Below are 14,489 nucleotides of genomic sequence, written 5' to 3'. Positions count from 1 at the left end.
ATTTGCAGGAAGGAGTTTTTTTTTTGCATTAACATGTTTAGAACCTGCCTGGTACAGCTAAACTTCAGAAGGCTGCTTACCTGCTTAGTTCACCATCTACCGTAAGCTCAGTTCTTACACATGAGTTAGCATTAACCAACAGTGCCTGCTGAAGAAAGGCCTTAAACAATAGAAGAATTGCTACGGTTTATATTGCATCCCCACAGGTAAACAACTCCAGATGATGCATACTCCTATTTTTTCAACATCTACGCTCCTGCTCCTATTGCTGATACACACACTTCCCCTATGTGCACAGGATGCACAGCAGCAGGATGGATTCGAGGAGCCAGTAAAGGAGTTAAACTTCATGGAGAGTGTTTATAACCAGGAGAAAAAGGAATTCCAGCTTTCCTTATTTGGCAATCATTTCGAAAGAGGGGGTCTGCATATGTACAACCTTAGGTACGAAGTAGAGTATGGTGTAACACAGCGCCTTCAGGCAGAGGTTTCCCTGCTGAACACAAGAGCAAGGCCCCTGGAGACAGCAATGGACCACCAATCCTTTTACCTGCTGGAGGGAGGTTTACTTTACAACCTGATAGATACCAGAAGATTTGCTGCTGTTGTAAGCATGGTTGGCTTATTCCCCCTGAATGAAAAGAAAAGCATGCCCGAAGGCGAGGAAGATGTTAACGTATACCAGTACACTCCCCACCTGGTGCTGGCAACCCAGCTGGGCCGGCTACAGCTTCACCTGGATAATGGCCTAGAGTTCAGGGGAGCCGACAGAGAGTATTTCAGCAACCTGGGGGCAATTCTACCCCTGGGAGACTTTGTACCAATGCTGGAGCTACTGTGTTCTTACGAAGATGAAACAGAGGTATTTCTTGGCCCCGGCCTGGCCTGGAGCGGCCTGGAAAGTTTCAACATAATAGCAGGCAGCACATTTGACTTGAACAGGAATTCAAAACAATGGGGTGTTAACCTCGCCTTTATATATGAATTTAAAGCAGGCCAATAACCGATAATAATTCTCTCTCTCTTCATGAATGCACAAAGCAGCAGGCAAAATATTGCCAGAATTTTAAAACCGGCAGGCATCGAGATCAATGGTCCCAATCCCTGGGATTTGCAGGTACACAACGAGCAGTTTTACAGCAGAGTACTCCGGCAGGGCACCCTTGGCCTGGGCGAATCTTATATGGATGGCTGGTGGGATTGCGAACAGGTTGATGAATTTGTTTTTCGTGCAGTACGGGCAGATTTGTACAAGACTGCCAAGTTCGGATGGAAAACAGTACTGGAGATATTGCTGGCCAAAGTGATGAACCTGCAAACTAAAAGAAAAGCAGTCGATAATATTCACCGGCACTACGACATTGGCAATCGTCTTTACCAGCGAATGCTGGACAAGCGCATGACCTATACCTGTGGGTACTGGAAAGGGGCCGATAACCTGGACCAGGCCCAGGAAAACAAGATGGATCTGATATGTCGTAAAATAGGGCTGAGGGAAGGCCAGCGGGTGCTGGATATTGGCTGTGGCTGGGGAAGCTTTGTTAAATTTGCGGCTGAGAAATATGGAGCAAGAGCAGTGGGCATTACTATTTCCCATGAACAGTTAAAACTGGGCAGGGAAATGTGCAAGGGACTCCCCGTAGAGCTCCGCTTTCAGGACTACCGAGACATCAATGAAAAGTTTGATCACATAGTTTCGATAGGAATGGCCGAGGCAGTGGGTTACCGCAACTTGCGCCCCTATATGAAAGTGGCTGCCCGCTGCCTGAACGATGATGGCTTCTTTTTACTGCACACCATTGGCCACCCTTTTTCGAAAACCTCTCCCGATCCATTTATTGATAAATACATTTTCCCCAACTGCCTGATTCCCTCCCTGAAGCAGCTCGGAGCTGCCATGGAACATCTGTTTGTGGTGGAAGACCTGCACAATTTCGGCCCCTACTATGACCCAACGCTTATGGCCTGGTTCCGGAATTTTGACCGGCACTGGGATGAGCTAAAGGATAGATATGATGAGCGGTTTTACCGCATGTGGAAATACTACCTGCTGACAAGCGCAGGATCTTTCAGGGCACGCAATAACCAGCTCTGGCAGATTGTGCTATCCAAGAAAGGCGTATTGGGTGGATACAACTCTGTTAGGTAAACCCCATATAGAATATTGAATAAAAAAAGCAGGAAACTCATAAGAGCTTCCTGCTTTAACTCTTTTAAAGAGTCCTTTTTTCAAAGGCCTCTTTAAAAGTTTGAGGCTTAGGCGCAATTATCTTTGCATTCCCGGGCCAGTGATATCTTCAGTTTCGATGACAGCATCTACAACATGTATTACACCATTAGATGCCTCTACATCGGCTTTCACAATCTGTGCACCGCCAATGGTAACACCTGTGGGATTAGCAGCAGCACCAACACCAGCCCCAACAGTAGATGTTGTAACTGGAATCTGCTCGCCATTAGCCAGGTCAATTACCTGTCTGCCGGTAAAGCTCGCTGTTGTAACTTCCTGGGCCATTACGTGCCTGTTCAGTACTTCAATTAATTCTGTCCTGTTCTGTGGATCTGTCAGCTCGGCATAACGCTCTGCAGACAGGTTGCCGAATGCTTCATTGGTTGGAATGAAAACAGTGATCGGGCCCGCTGCCTGGATAGACGGAGTCAGGTTTGCACTCTCAACTAACTGCACAAATGTCGATAGGTTAGGGTTCATACGTGCAAGTGCAAGTATATCGTACTGCTCTGTATTATCTACGTCTTCAAACATGTCTGCATAATCCACTGCATCGTTGGCCATCTGCTGTGTTTCAAGGCCGGTGCCGGTAGCAGTGCCATTGTTCATTGGATCGGTAGTGGTGCCGGTTGTACCAGTAGTTCCATAAGTACCGGTAGTTCCTGTTGTTCCGGTAGTGGTGGTACCATCATTGACCATGGGGTCATTGGTTGTACCGGTAGTAGTACCTGTTGCCATTGGATCGTTAGTTGCCGTAGACTGGTCAGTCGCTTCGTTTGTACCTGCACAACCGAAAGCAGTAACTGCTATCACAGCCAGCATTGCTATAGGTTTTAAAAAATTCATTTTCATAGTTGTTTTTATTAATTAAAAAATTAATTCTAAATGTATGGCTATTCAAAAAATCATACATCCTGATAACAGATTGAGAAACAATTTGTTGAACTATTCTTATATAACAGCCCTACATATGAGTGAATATGCAGAATGCTATAAAGAATATGTCCCAGAAAATCAATTCCTCAACTGTATCCTTCTACGAGTTTAGGTCAATGCTGGTTGTATTTAGTGAAGATAATACCCAGCAGGCCCGGGCATTAAAACCTAATGACAATCCTGTTTTTGTACTAAAACAGCTGTTATCGGAAACAGGGCTTCCGACTCTGCTTACACAGAAATGTAGAATCAAGGCAATAACAAGGTTCAGGTGGGTGTTTAGATCTGCAAGCCAGTAAAAGAATTTTAATAAACTCCCTTGATTTTCTAAACAACCTTGCAGAACCTACGTTTTCTTATCAACAAATATTCTTTAAACTAAAAAACAATTTTTATGGAACCCAGAACAACATTCAAAGATAGGACAGCAACAGGTAACAATAATCCGGAGCACAGAGAAGGACCAGTAGCAACTGCCATTGAGCAGCAAACCGCTAAAGTGCCCTCTGACGTATTTCTGTGGGCTGCTTTGGGCTCTATGGCTGCTTCCCTTACCCTAAAGCTGATGGGACAAGATAAAACAGCTCTCTTTGTAGGCCAGTGGGCTCCATCTTTCCTACTTTTAGGTACTTACAATAAAATAGTAAAACTGGAAGGCCACGACTGATCCGCAGATTAGTTAGTCCGGATACTTAGATATAAGTGAACAGAGCACGCAGCCAATGCGTGCTTTTTTTATTGCCTGCCTATCCACAAAAGAACAACAGCTAACAGACACGCAGCAGCAGCATCAGAGAAAAACTGTAAGAATCATTATCTTGCTCCATTGATCCTGCAACATGATCCGATCTCTTCGTTTTCCGACACCTTTTACGGTAATTTTTATCGTAATATTATTAAGTGCCCTTGCTACCTGGCTCATTCCAGCCGGCTCATACGACACCCTGGTATATGATCAGGAAGCAAGAGGTTTTGTAATAAACTCTGCTACGGGCACCAGAAACCTGCCAGCCACCAATGAAACTTTAAATACACTGGGGATTCCAGTAGAGCTGGAAAAATTTACCGCTGGTAATATCAAGAAACCAATATCTGTTCCCGGCACCTACAAACCCACAGAAGCAGAGCCTGCAGGACTCTCAGATATCATTTTTGCCCCCATCAGGGGCATGTACGAGGCCATAGATATCATTCTTTTTGTGCTCATCATTGGTGGTTTTATGGGTGTGTTCAACAGGTCGGGCGCTTTCGACGAAGGCATCGGCTACCTGGCAAATACACTAAAGGGCAGGGAAAGCCTGCTGATCATACTGGTAACCTCACTGATAGCCATTGGTGGCACCACCTTTGGGCTGGCAGAAGAAACCCTGGCATTCTATCCGCTGCTGGTGCCTGTTTTTCTGGCAGCAGGCTACGATTTACTGATCCCCGTTGCGGTTATCTTCATTGGTTCCTCTATCGGCACCATGGGATCTACCATCAACCCTTTTGCTACCATTGTGGCTTCAGATGCAGCCGGCATTAACTGGACTACCGGCTTTTACAGCCGCCTGGCCATGCTTGTTGCTGGCACAATTATATCCATCCTGTATATTTTACGCTATGCCAGAAAGATAAAAAGAGACCCTTCCCTATCCATGGTTTACAACCCTGGCAAAGAGAGCCCCGCTACAGCTGCTGCAGATCACACCCGACACCAGGCTGTAGCTACTGTTAATAAAGTTTTGCTGCTGCTTTTTGCATTAACATTTGCAGTAATGATCTGGGGAGTTTCTTTTCGGGGCTGGTGGTTCGAAGAAATGACAGCCCTGTTTCTTGTTGCAGCCATTATCATTGGTTTTTTGCAGCGCATAGGGGAGCATAATTTTATCGAAGCATTTCTGGCCGGAGCCAGGGATCTGCTGGGCGTTTCACTTATTATAGGTGTTGCCCGGGGGGTTACTTTTGTGCTGAATGAAGGCCAGATCAGCGATACACTGCTTTTTTATGCTGCTAACCTGGTAGAGGGCATGTCTGGCTTCCTGTTTTTGCCGGCGCTCATGTTTATATACTTTGTACTTACCCTTTTCATCTCTTCTTCCTCTGGCCTGGCTGTAGTTACCATGCCAATTATGAGTTCCCTATCTTCCCTAGTAGGTGTACCTACAGAAGAAATTGTTAACGCCTACCTGTTTGGCTTTGGACTTATGACCTTTATTACCCCCACAGGACTTATTCTGCCATCTCTGGCTATGGTGAACGTTAAATATAATGTTTGGCTTAAGTTTATATGGCCGCTGCTTGCCATACTGGCCCTGGTAGGCATTTGTATCATGTGGGTGGGGCTGCTACTTTAGAGGAACAGCCTCTCTGCCAAAACTTTTTCTGCCACACCAAGCGCAGGCTTTTCCCATACAGGCTGGTACTAAAGGGATCAATTCTATTAAGCGCCACCCGGAAAGCGCTGCCACCTGCCTGAATTTTAATGTTGACTGTATCAAGCAGCATGGGGCGGCCTTAAAAAATACTTTCTGATGTGAACGCAAAAAAGATCCGGATAACAGCCGAATCTCTTTTGTTGGCAATCAAAAAGATGTAGTTTCTGTATACCCTGGGGCTTATTTAATTTTTCTGTTTAGTTGTTATGATGATTGCTCCTCCCCGAGCTTTATCGCCCCATTTCTGCAGGGCCTGTTCCCCTTTCAGCACTTCCATCTGAGAAATCATGTCCGGAGATAGCCTGTTCAATTCTGACTCAGTAACTTCCCTCCCATCGATGATCAGCAGCTTATCTGCCATGCTCTCCGTATCAGCTTCAGCATCTCCACTGGCCTGCCTGATTTTCACTGTCATTGCACGGGCAGCTTCTGTATTACTGTTTTTCCTGGTATTAATTACCACAACCCCACTGGCAGCCTCTTCTCCAAATACTGCTGTGGCATTTTCGCCCTTGAATACCTCTACACTTTCAATCTCCCCCGGGTCAAGTGTACTAACATTTTCTTTGCTCCATTCTTTACCATCTACATAATAGTAAGAAACCTCCGGCAGGGTGCTCTCCTGCCTGCTACCCGGTTCATCAGCCAGAATTAGTTCTTCCTCATGATCAGGAACGCTGCAGGCTGTAATCAGGCCGCACATAAGCGGAATCACTAAAGCATACTTAAAGGCATGTACCCTGGCAGATCGTTTTTTGTTCATCATGGCAATACGTGTTTTGATTGTTAAAAAATTGAAATTGTTTACCAGAGAAGAAGCCTCCGGAAGCTTGCTGATCTTTAGTAAACTATACTGGTAAAACCTGCTGTCTATATTACCCTGCAGCAACTGCTGATCGGTAATAAACTCAAGGTTTTCGCTGATTACTTTTTTTGTGAGCCACATTGCCGGGTTAAACCAGCAAAACAACAACAGTAGCTCTGCCAGCAGTATGTCAAGACTGTGAAGCTCTCTTACATGCACCTGCTCATGCTTGAGAATAGCCAGCAACTCTTGTGGTTCATGGTAGCCGGGATTCACATAAATGGTACTCCAGAAGGAAAATGGGTTAACAGCCCCCTCTACGCACCTGAAATGATAACCTGCATGGCTGGCAGGCTGTGCCTGCCGGTGCAGACGGTACAGCGACGTAAAGCGTAGCAGCAACCGCAACACCATCAGTGCTGTAACACTCCAGAACAAAAACTGAAGCCAGTACCAGTAATCAAAGGAGGAAGCCTGTTGCTGTACCTGTTCGTACTGCAGTACGGGCAGCACCACTTTATAAGCGCCGTTTAGCTCCAGAGGCCTGCTGAACAGCAGGTTTATGTCAATCAGTGGATAAATTATTGAAAACAGGAGTCCGAACAGCAGGAGGCCCCGGTTGAGCCTGTAAAATGTGAGCGGGCGGAACACCAGCCTATACAAGAGGTAAAACAGAACCAGTGCTGTATTAAGCTGTATGATGTATACGATAGCGGATGGCATACTTACTTTGTTTCCTTGTTTTCAATCATCCGGATTATTTCTTTCAGATCTTCTGCACTGATCTGCTCCTCCCTGGCAAAAAAGGCTACCAGTTCTTTATATGAGTTCCTGAAATATTCGCTCACAAAGCCGCTCATAAATCTCTTTTTATAAAGCTCTTCTTCTATCAGCGGCTTATAACGATAGGTATTTCCAATTTTCTCGCCGCTTAAGTACCCCTTCTTCTCCAGGTTTTTTACAGTGGAGGCAAGCGTGGTATAGGGTGGCTTTGGCTGCCCCATTTCATCCAGAAACTCCTTTATAAAGCCACCGCCTCTTTTCCATATTACCTGCATGGCTTCTTCTTCCTGCTGCGTTAGTTTTTCCATACAATTACGATCTTTTCGTAAATCTACGAATATTTCGTAAATAAGCAAACATTATCCCTAATTCAATAGAATAGTCTTGGCCCACTTCGACATGCGTCGCGATTTGAGGCCATAGCTGTATACCAGGTATAGTTTGTGTGGAGGCTGTAACAATTCCTGCAGGCCATTTAAAACTTAGCCCTGTTTTTGTAGATTTGGGCATGCGATCTCTCCTGCTGCTATTGCTGATGCTGTGCTCACTGCATGTTTCCCGTGCTCAGGCCCAAACAGATACAGTTAACACAACAGTGCTTAACAAGCGTAAGCTCCATACTGCAATAGCCACAAGCGCAGGCTTTTATGCAGCAGGCATTAGCTATCTCCGTTTTGTGTGGTACAAAGATCATGAGCGTGTGCCCTTTCATTATTATAACGATGCAGCTGGTTACCTGCAAATAGATAAGTTCGGGCATGCCTGGGGTGCCTATCTTGAAAGCTACATTGGGTACCACTGGTTAAGGTCGGCAGGCTTATCCAGAAACAAATCACTGGTGTGGGGCGGCGGATTGGGCTTTATCCTGCAGGCACCTATTGAAGTTTTTGACGGGATGTATGAGGGTTGGGGCTTCTCCTGGTCTGATATGGCAGCAAATGCTGCAGGCTCCGGCATTGTAATAGGCAACGAGCTGCTTTTCAAAGAGCAGCTGGTAAAATATAAGTTCAGCTTTGCGCCCTCACCCTACCGGGAGCAGGCCCATGGCTACCTGGGCGATACTGCCCTGGAGAGCCTCTTTCTGGATTACAATGCCCACACCTACTGGCTTAGTATGCCCCTCAAAGAACTGCTCCAACAGCGTCGGCTGCCGCCCTGGCTAAACCTGGCAGCAGGCTACAGTGCAAACGGCATGTATGGAGAGTTTAAAAACAGAAGCTACTACCGCGGGCAAGCCATTCCCCCGGCAGAACGTTACCGGCAGTTTCTGCTGTCTGCAGACGTAGACTGGACGCGTATTCCCACCAACAGCAGGTTTTTAAAAACACTTTTTAAAGGGATGGTATTCATCAAACTGCCTTTCCCTGCACTGGAGGTTAACAGCACAGGAGCTTTTAAGCTTCACGGCCTGTATTACTGAACACCTACAGCCTGTCTGTTGCTAAGGCTGGATTGATTGCTTTTTTCTCTTTTATGAATTTCTGCTAACTTATGCCCCAACATCGGTTTTTTTATTTATTTGTTACTATTTAATCTGATCAACCAAAACTGAACACTATGAAAAAGTTATTTTTACTACTGTCCGGTGGAGCCATTTTCTTTTCCTCCTGCAACAGCCAGGGCGAAAACACCACCAGTGAAGTAGCGACTACTGACACCACTGCCACCAGCACCACACAGGAGCCACAGGTACGCCTGGAGCAGGCCTGGGCTACCGAGGCTGTTCTGGAAACGCCTGAATCGGTTTACTACAATCCCGATGAAAATGTATTGTATGTCAGCAACATTGCAGGTGAGCCAAACGCCAAAGACGGAAAAGGATACATCTCCAAGGTGTCTCTGGATGGCCAGGTAGTAAACAAAGAATGGGTTACCGGGCTCGATGCACCAAAAGGCATGGCTATGATGAACGGCACCCTTTATGTTACAAATGTAGATGAGCTGGTTGCCATAGACAGCAATGGTAAAATAACCAACCGCTACCCTGTAAAGGGCGCAAAATTCCTCAACGATCCTGTTACTGCCGACAACAAGGTGCTCTTCACCGATATGCAGGACAACAAGATCTATGCATTCCAGGATGGTAACATAACCGTGTGGAAAGAAAATAACCTGAACAGTCCTAACGGATTGGCTTACCACAACGGCAATGTGCTGGTAGCTTCCAACACCCTTGATGTTGTTTCCCCTGATGGTGAAAATGAAGAACTAGCTACAGGCATCAATGCCGGAGATGGCATAGGCATTGTTGATGACAACAGCTATCTGGTATCGAACTGGCATGGCGAAGTTTATTACGTAGAGAAGGGAAAAGACAAAGTTAAGCTGCTGGATACCAAAGACCAGAACATGAACACTGCAGACATCACCTATATTCCCGAGCAAAACATGCTGCTGGTACCTACCTTCAGTGATAATCGTGTGGTAGCTTACCGGCTGAAGAGATAGAAGCTATAAATTAACATAAGCACTACACTAACGATAGGAGTAAAAGCTGATTGTTAAATGATTGTAAAAATGACAAAGCCCCGGGCAGTTTGCCGGGGCTTTAGTTTTACTAGGTTCTTTTTTTGTCTGCGCCTGAACCTTTACGCACATTATCCATCGTTGGATGTTCTCCAGGCATCAAGCTCCTGGATCTGTTGCCTGTTATTTTGAATGATTTGCTCTGCTATCGCTTTCACCTCAGGGTTCTCGCCAAACTGCATTTCAACTTCAGCCATTTCTATGGCATCCTGATGATGTAAGATCATAATGTGTGCAAAATCATGATCTGCATCTCCATTCAGGTTTTCCTGTAGCAGCTGGCCCATGGTGCCTTCAGTAGCATTTTTTAACTGTTCCTTAGGCTCAGCACTGGTAGTGCCGGTAACTGTACCCGAGGCACCAGTTGTACCTGTAGTACCCATTTGCTGAGTTGTGGTACCTGCGCTATTGGCTGCAAATTGTTGCAGACGATCAATTTCCTGCTGTTTGGTTGTGATCATTTGCCTGGCCCTGTTGCTTATTTCAGCATTATCTCCCGACTGCATTACCTGATGTGCCATGTTGATAGCACCCTGGTGGTGATAGATCATTAATTGGGCAAATGACTGATCTACATTTCTTTCCTCCAATTCAACACCTTCCATTTGTTGCAACATATCCTGCATTGGAATCACCAATTGCTGTGTAATATTAGGGAGCTCTGCAATAACAGTTGCATCATAATTACCGGCACTCATTGTTTCTGTATCAATACCCTGGCCGGTGGTTGCTACATCTTCCCTGGTTAATACATCGTCGTTATTGGCCGGGTCTGCACCTGCACCTATTGATTCGGTAGTAACCGTTTGTGCCTCATCAGCTGCAGGATCCTGATCTGTTGTCGCCACTGTTCTGTCTGAACAGGCCGAAAAAAAGTAGCCAGAGGCTAACAGTGCTGCGATTAAAAAATTCTTTCCTCTCATGGTTGTTTTGGTTAAACCTCCTCTATTAACGAGTGCCAGCACAAAGAGTTGAACCACTACACCACTAACGATCAACAGATTAGCTGCAGCTCAAGCTGATTTTAGGTCTGCATGGGCTGATTTAACACCATTTAGTAAGAACCTCATATTTCTTAAAAAGTGGTACGTTATGACAGCTGAAAACTTCATGCGGCAGGTCTTACTCAAAAGACAGCATCAAGGCCTAGTATCTTCAGGGGGAAAACGACAGTTCAAATGCTTTCCCTGGAGCTGCCAGGGTTTATAAAAAAGTAAAACAGAATGCTTCCCAGCACATAGCATACAACATCCAGCCAGTCGGGTGTAAAGCGGTCGGAGAAAGCAGGAAACACCACCTCCGAAACAACTACTATAAAAAATGTAGCAACCACTACATCCAGTACGGTCAGCCTGTAGTTATCCCCTCTTCTGAAAAGCACACGCCTCTCAGCAATCAGCAGGGTTAGCACTATTGGCATCGCCAGCAGGGTATCCAGGTAGGAGTCAAGATAAGCAAAGCTAATACCCAGACCTTTCTGCAGGAGCTGATGCAGCAAAAAGAGCACACAGCAGACGATAAAAAATGGTGATTTAAGAATTTTCATGCTGCAGCAATTATAATCCGCCAATAAAAACTCCTATTAAAAACAGCAGCACCACGGGTGAGAAAGCCGTAAGCAGTAACAGTACTATGCTTTTAAAAAAGATCTTTACTATCTGAAGAAATAAGTTATCAGTTGGATCCGGCTTAACCCACTGCCCCAGATCTCTGATCTTCTGCATGAGGAATTTCTGTAGTTCTTTACCAAATGACTCATCCTCCCTTTTATCCATTTTGGAAATTTTAATGGTACTCAGTTTATCAATCGATGCCTCCTAAGTTTTGTTCATCTTTACTCCTTCATTCTTATTACCACAGCCTTGCAGTACAGGCAAACAATAGTCTGTGGCAGCTGTTAGCTGAGTACAAACCATTTTTTAAATCCTTTAAACAAACCTTGTTATGCTTAAATGGGCATTGATTTTTTTGATACTGGCGATTATTGCGGCAGTCTTTGGATTTGGGGGTCTGGCTATCGCATTTGCTCAGATAGCGAAAATACTGTTTTACATCTTCCTGGTAGTGCTGGTAATTGTACTGATACTTGGCTTTAGCAGGGGGTGGTAATTGCTGCAGTCCACAACCTTCTTTTATATAAAGCCATGAATCTCACGAACCAAATCTTCAATGATATAAGATTTATGTTACAGGGGCTAATGGAGGGACCACAGGAGAAAGTAAGAACACAAAATCTATCATCTCCAGAATACCTCCACATTCTGGCAGGAGCCCTCATCTTATACCAGGTAGTCTATCTGGGTAAGCAAAAAACAATTTCATGAAACCAAAGCCAGGCAGCTGTATTACTTACTGAACTGTTTTGAACAGCTGCCCAATACCCGCTGAGGTATGGCCAGTGGCAAAACAGGCTGAATTAGCTGACAACTTATATCCCGCCATCTAAGTATGTACTTTTTCTATTACAAACTTTCCTATGAATAACATACCTAAAGACAAGAATCTGGATAGTACGCTATCGCTCATGCTGGAGGGTTTCCCTTTTATCTATAACCGTTGCCGCCGTTATGGCTCCAATATATTTGAAACAAGGCTCCTGATGCAGAAAACAGTGTGTCTGCACGGTGAAGAGGCCGCAAAGGTGTTTTATGATACCACTAAATTCAAGCGCAAAGGGGCAGCACCAAAACGGGTGCAGAAAACACTCTTTGGGGAAAAGGGAGTACAAACACTGGATGGTGAAGCACACCGCCACCGCAAGGCGGCATTTATGTCGCTAATGACGCGGGATAACATACAACTGCTGATGGTAATGCTGGAAAACCACTGGCGACTGTACTCCCATAAGTGGGAAACAGTTGACGGCCTGGTGTTGTACGACGAAGTGCAGGAGCTGCTGTGCAGAGCTGCCAGTAAATGGGCAGGTGTTCCCATGCAGGAATCAGAAGTAAAAAACAGGGCGAAAGACTATGGTTTGATGGTAGATGCCTTTGGTGCAGTGGGGCCCCGCCACCTGCGTGGCAGGCTGGCAAGGTCACGTGCCGAAAACTGGATGAAAGGCATCGTAAAGCAAATCCGCAGCGGACAACTAACGCCTGATCCCGGAACAGCCGCTCATCTGTTTTCCTGGCATCAGGACCTGGATGGCAAGCTTTTGCCAACAAAAGTTGCTGCTGTTGAAATCATCAACATCATACGGCCAATTGTGGCCATAGCCCGTTACATTACATTTTCTGCGCTTGCCATGCATGAGCACCCCGAGTACAGGCAGAAACTACAGACAGGCGAAGAGGACATGGTAGATCTTTTTGCACATGAGGTTCGGCGTTACTATCCCTTTGGCCCCTTCCTGGGAGCACGGGTAAAAGAAGACTTCGAATGGAGCGGCTATCACTTTCCCAAAAACAGGCTGGTTCTGCTGGATATCTGGGGAACAAACCGCGATGAAAAGCAGTGGGAACAGCCCCATAGATTCTGGCCCGAACGCTTCAGAAACTGGAATGGCAGCCCCTTCAATTTTATTCCGCAGGGCGGAGGCGACTTTATGGCCAACCATCGCTGTGCTGGAGAGTGGATTACCATAGAAGTAATGAAGCAGGGTATAAATCACCTGGCTAACCGCATCAAGTACGAGGTACCCGAACAGGATTTAGGTTTTAGCCTGGTAAGAATGCCAACCATACCCAGGAGCAGATTCATCATTAAAAATGTTACTGTAAAATAAGCATCAGCATAAAATTGCACCCACTTATTTAGTAAGACCCAGGAGCAGCTGCTGGCACAACAGCAATTTATTAACTAGCTGGCGGCAATATTAAGAGCTGGTTTGCTGGTAGGCCTTAGGTGTAAGGCCTACTTCTTTTTTGAAAGCACGTATAAAGTAATTCAGATTCTGGAATCCCGACAGGTAACAAACCTGGGTGATGCTGTTCCCGGGCAGATTCAGGTATTCTTTTGCCAGCCTGATACGTTCTTTCAGAATATAATCTGCTGGCGTATAGCCAAACTCCTCCCTGAACTTCCGAAAAAAGCTTGCCCTGCTCATACAGGCTTTGTCGCTAAGCTTATCAATATCGATCTTTTCGCGGATATGCTCTTTTATATAAGCAATGATGTGCGCAAAGCGATGGCTGGATGCAAGCGCTAGGTGGTTGGTTTCGAATAGCTGGCGTGCCTGGGTTTGCATAAGCCGCACCAGCAATTCACGCAACGCCAGGCTCACCAGTATGTCTTTTTCGCGTGATTTATCATTAATGCTGATCTTGATAAGCCGGTTTACGATCTCGGCAAGCTCCTTATTGTTTGCGAGGTGAAACAGGTGCTCATCTACTTTCCATTCTTCTCCTTTTTCCACCTTTGGATAGCGCTCGTTCAGCAGGCTGATGGTAGAGCGGATCTGGTCTGCAGAAATAGCCAGTGCTATGCATTGGGTGGGGCTTAAAACACTGGCTTCAGGAAAATCGATTTTCATTACTTCATTAGGCGGTACAATTACCGATTCTCCCGGGTAGTAATCAAAAGCAGGCACATCCGTTAAATGCATTACCTTTTTACCCCTCAGCATGCTGGTGAGCACCCAGTCGCCAAAAGATAAATTAACATTACTGGCCTGCTGGTGTGTTTCAAAAACGTTCAGTTCACAGTTCTCCAGTGTATAGGCAGAGCGGTTTTCAACCAGTGTAAAAAGTGACTTCTCCTGAAGCACTGGCAGCGTCTGCAAAAAATATCCCGATGATCCCATGTTTATAATTTTACAACAATTCTTTCGATCTCGCAAACGATTGATACGATA

At 45.6% G+C, this 14,489-nt stretch carries 16 protein-coding genes; 9 read left to right on the top strand and 7 right to left on the bottom strand.

Annotated elements, in window-relative coordinates; all coding sequences use genetic code 11:
- Positions 1-220 precede the first annotated feature (220 nt).
- Both KWJ01_RS08765 and cfa read left to right on the top strand, forming a co-directional pair.
- Entirely contained in the window at positions 221-1,003 is a 783-nt protein-coding gene (locus tag KWJ01_RS08765) for a hypothetical protein (RefSeq protein WP_224996055.1), read from the top strand.
- A 24-nt stretch (positions 1,004-1,027) separates the two neighbouring features.
- The gene (gene cfa / locus KWJ01_RS08760) at positions 1,028-2,149 is read left to right on the top strand and encodes a cyclopropane fatty acyl phospholipid synthase (RefSeq protein WP_224996054.1); all 1,122 of its coding nucleotides are present in this window, start codon (positions 1,028-1,030) and stop codon (positions 2,147-2,149) included.
- Between the two features lie 117 nt (positions 2,150-2,266).
- On the opposite strand, the gene KWJ01_RS08755 is transcribed toward cfa, so the two are convergent.
- Positions 2,267-3,076: a fasciclin domain-containing protein gene (locus tag KWJ01_RS08755; RefSeq protein WP_224996053.1), complete on the bottom strand. Its 810-nt coding sequence runs from the start codon at positions 3,074-3,076 to the stop codon at positions 2,267-2,269.
- Between the two features lie 484 nt (positions 3,077-3,560).
- Here KWJ01_RS08755 and KWJ01_RS08750 point away from each other — a divergent pair, with 484 nt between their 5' ends.
- Together KWJ01_RS08750 and KWJ01_RS08745 are read left to right on the top strand one after the other, a co-directional pair.
- Positions 3,561-3,833: a hypothetical protein gene (locus KWJ01_RS08750; RefSeq protein ID WP_224996052.1), complete on the top strand. Its 273-nt coding sequence runs from the start codon at positions 3,561-3,563 to the stop codon at positions 3,831-3,833.
- A 172-nt stretch (positions 3,834-4,005) separates the two neighbouring features.
- Positions 4,006-5,502 carry a YfcC family protein gene (locus KWJ01_RS08745; RefSeq protein ID WP_224996051.1) on the top strand — a complete coding sequence of 499 codons (1,497 nt, stop codon included), beginning with the start codon at positions 4,006-4,008 and terminating at the stop codon, positions 5,500-5,502.
- A gap of 265 nt (positions 5,503-5,767) precedes the next feature.
- Here the strand turns inward: KWJ01_RS08745 and KWJ01_RS08740 are convergent, their stop codons facing one another.
- Together KWJ01_RS08740 and KWJ01_RS08735 are read right to left on the bottom strand one after the other, a co-directional pair.
- Positions 5,768-7,111 carry a M56 family metallopeptidase gene (locus tag KWJ01_RS08740; RefSeq protein WP_224996050.1) on the bottom strand — a complete coding sequence of 448 codons (1,344 nt, stop codon included), beginning with the start codon at positions 7,109-7,111 and terminating at the stop codon, positions 5,768-5,770.
- Positions 7,112-7,113: 2 nt separating this feature from the next.
- Positions 7,114-7,479 (bottom strand): BlaI/MecI/CopY family transcriptional regulator, encoded by a 366-nt coding sequence (locus KWJ01_RS08735; RefSeq protein WP_224996049.1) that lies wholly within the window; start codon positions 7,477-7,479, stop codon positions 7,114-7,116.
- 200 nt (positions 7,480-7,679) lie between these two features.
- Between KWJ01_RS08735 and KWJ01_RS08730 the strand changes: the two genes are divergently transcribed.
- Together KWJ01_RS08730 and KWJ01_RS08725 are read left to right on the top strand one after the other, a co-directional pair.
- A complete protein-coding gene (locus KWJ01_RS08730; RefSeq protein ID WP_224996048.1) occupies positions 7,680-8,591 on the top strand; it encodes a DUF2279 domain-containing protein in 912 nt (303 codons plus the stop codon).
- A gap of 137 nt (positions 8,592-8,728) precedes the next feature.
- On the top strand, positions 8,729-9,619 hold the full coding sequence (locus KWJ01_RS08725; protein WP_224996047.1) for a PQQ-binding-like beta-propeller repeat protein: 891 nt from the start codon (positions 8,729-8,731) through the stop codon (positions 9,617-9,619).
- A gap of 149 nt (positions 9,620-9,768) precedes the next feature.
- Here KWJ01_RS08725 and KWJ01_RS08720 read toward each other — a convergent pair whose 3' ends face one another.
- The 3 genes from KWJ01_RS08720 to KWJ01_RS08710 all read right to left on the bottom strand — a co-directional run bounded on the left by KWJ01_RS08720 (position 9,769) and on the right by KWJ01_RS08710 (position 11,472).
- The gene (locus KWJ01_RS08720; protein ID WP_224996046.1) at positions 9,769-10,620 is read right to left on the bottom strand and encodes a DUF305 domain-containing protein; all 852 of its coding nucleotides are present in this window, start codon (positions 10,618-10,620) and stop codon (positions 9,769-9,771) included.
- 251 nt (positions 10,621-10,871) lie between these two features.
- Positions 10,872-11,243, bottom strand: a complete 372-nt coding sequence (locus tag KWJ01_RS08715; RefSeq protein ID WP_224996045.1) for a hypothetical protein — start codon at positions 11,241-11,243, stop codon at positions 10,872-10,874.
- A gap of 10 nt (positions 11,244-11,253) precedes the next feature.
- On the bottom strand, positions 11,254-11,472 hold the full coding sequence (locus KWJ01_RS08710; RefSeq protein WP_224996044.1) for a hypothetical protein: 219 nt from the start codon (positions 11,470-11,472) through the stop codon (positions 11,254-11,256).
- Positions 11,473-11,641: 169 nt separating this feature from the next.
- Here KWJ01_RS08710 and KWJ01_RS08705 point away from each other — a divergent pair, with 169 nt between their 5' ends.
- From KWJ01_RS08705 to KWJ01_RS08695, 3 genes are all read left to right on the top strand, one after another.
- A complete protein-coding gene (locus KWJ01_RS08705) occupies positions 11,642-11,806 on the top strand; it encodes a DUF1328 domain-containing protein (protein ID WP_224996043.1) in 165 nt (54 codons plus the stop codon).
- A 35-nt stretch (positions 11,807-11,841) separates the two neighbouring features.
- Positions 11,842-12,021, top strand: a complete 180-nt coding sequence (locus tag KWJ01_RS08700) for a hypothetical protein (RefSeq protein ID WP_224996042.1) — start codon at positions 11,842-11,844, stop codon at positions 12,019-12,021.
- Between the two features lie 152 nt (positions 12,022-12,173).
- A complete protein-coding gene (locus KWJ01_RS08695; RefSeq protein WP_224996041.1) occupies positions 12,174-13,421 on the top strand; it encodes a cytochrome P450 in 1,248 nt (415 codons plus the stop codon).
- 90 nt (positions 13,422-13,511) lie between these two features.
- Here KWJ01_RS08695 and KWJ01_RS08690 read toward each other — a convergent pair whose 3' ends face one another.
- Positions 13,512-14,438, bottom strand: a complete 927-nt coding sequence (locus KWJ01_RS08690) for an AraC family transcriptional regulator (RefSeq protein ID WP_224996040.1) — start codon at positions 14,436-14,438, stop codon at positions 13,512-13,514.
- Between the last annotated feature and the right edge of the window lie 51 nt (positions 14,439-14,489).

It is taken from the genome of Cesiribacter sp. SM1, assembly GCF_020178975.1.
In the GTDB taxonomy this organism is placed as follows: Bacteria; Bacteroidota; Bacteroidia; order Cytophagales; family Cyclobacteriaceae; genus Cesiribacter.
Note: the sequence above shows the minus strand (reverse complement) of the source record. Positions and strands in the feature narration are given on the sequence as shown.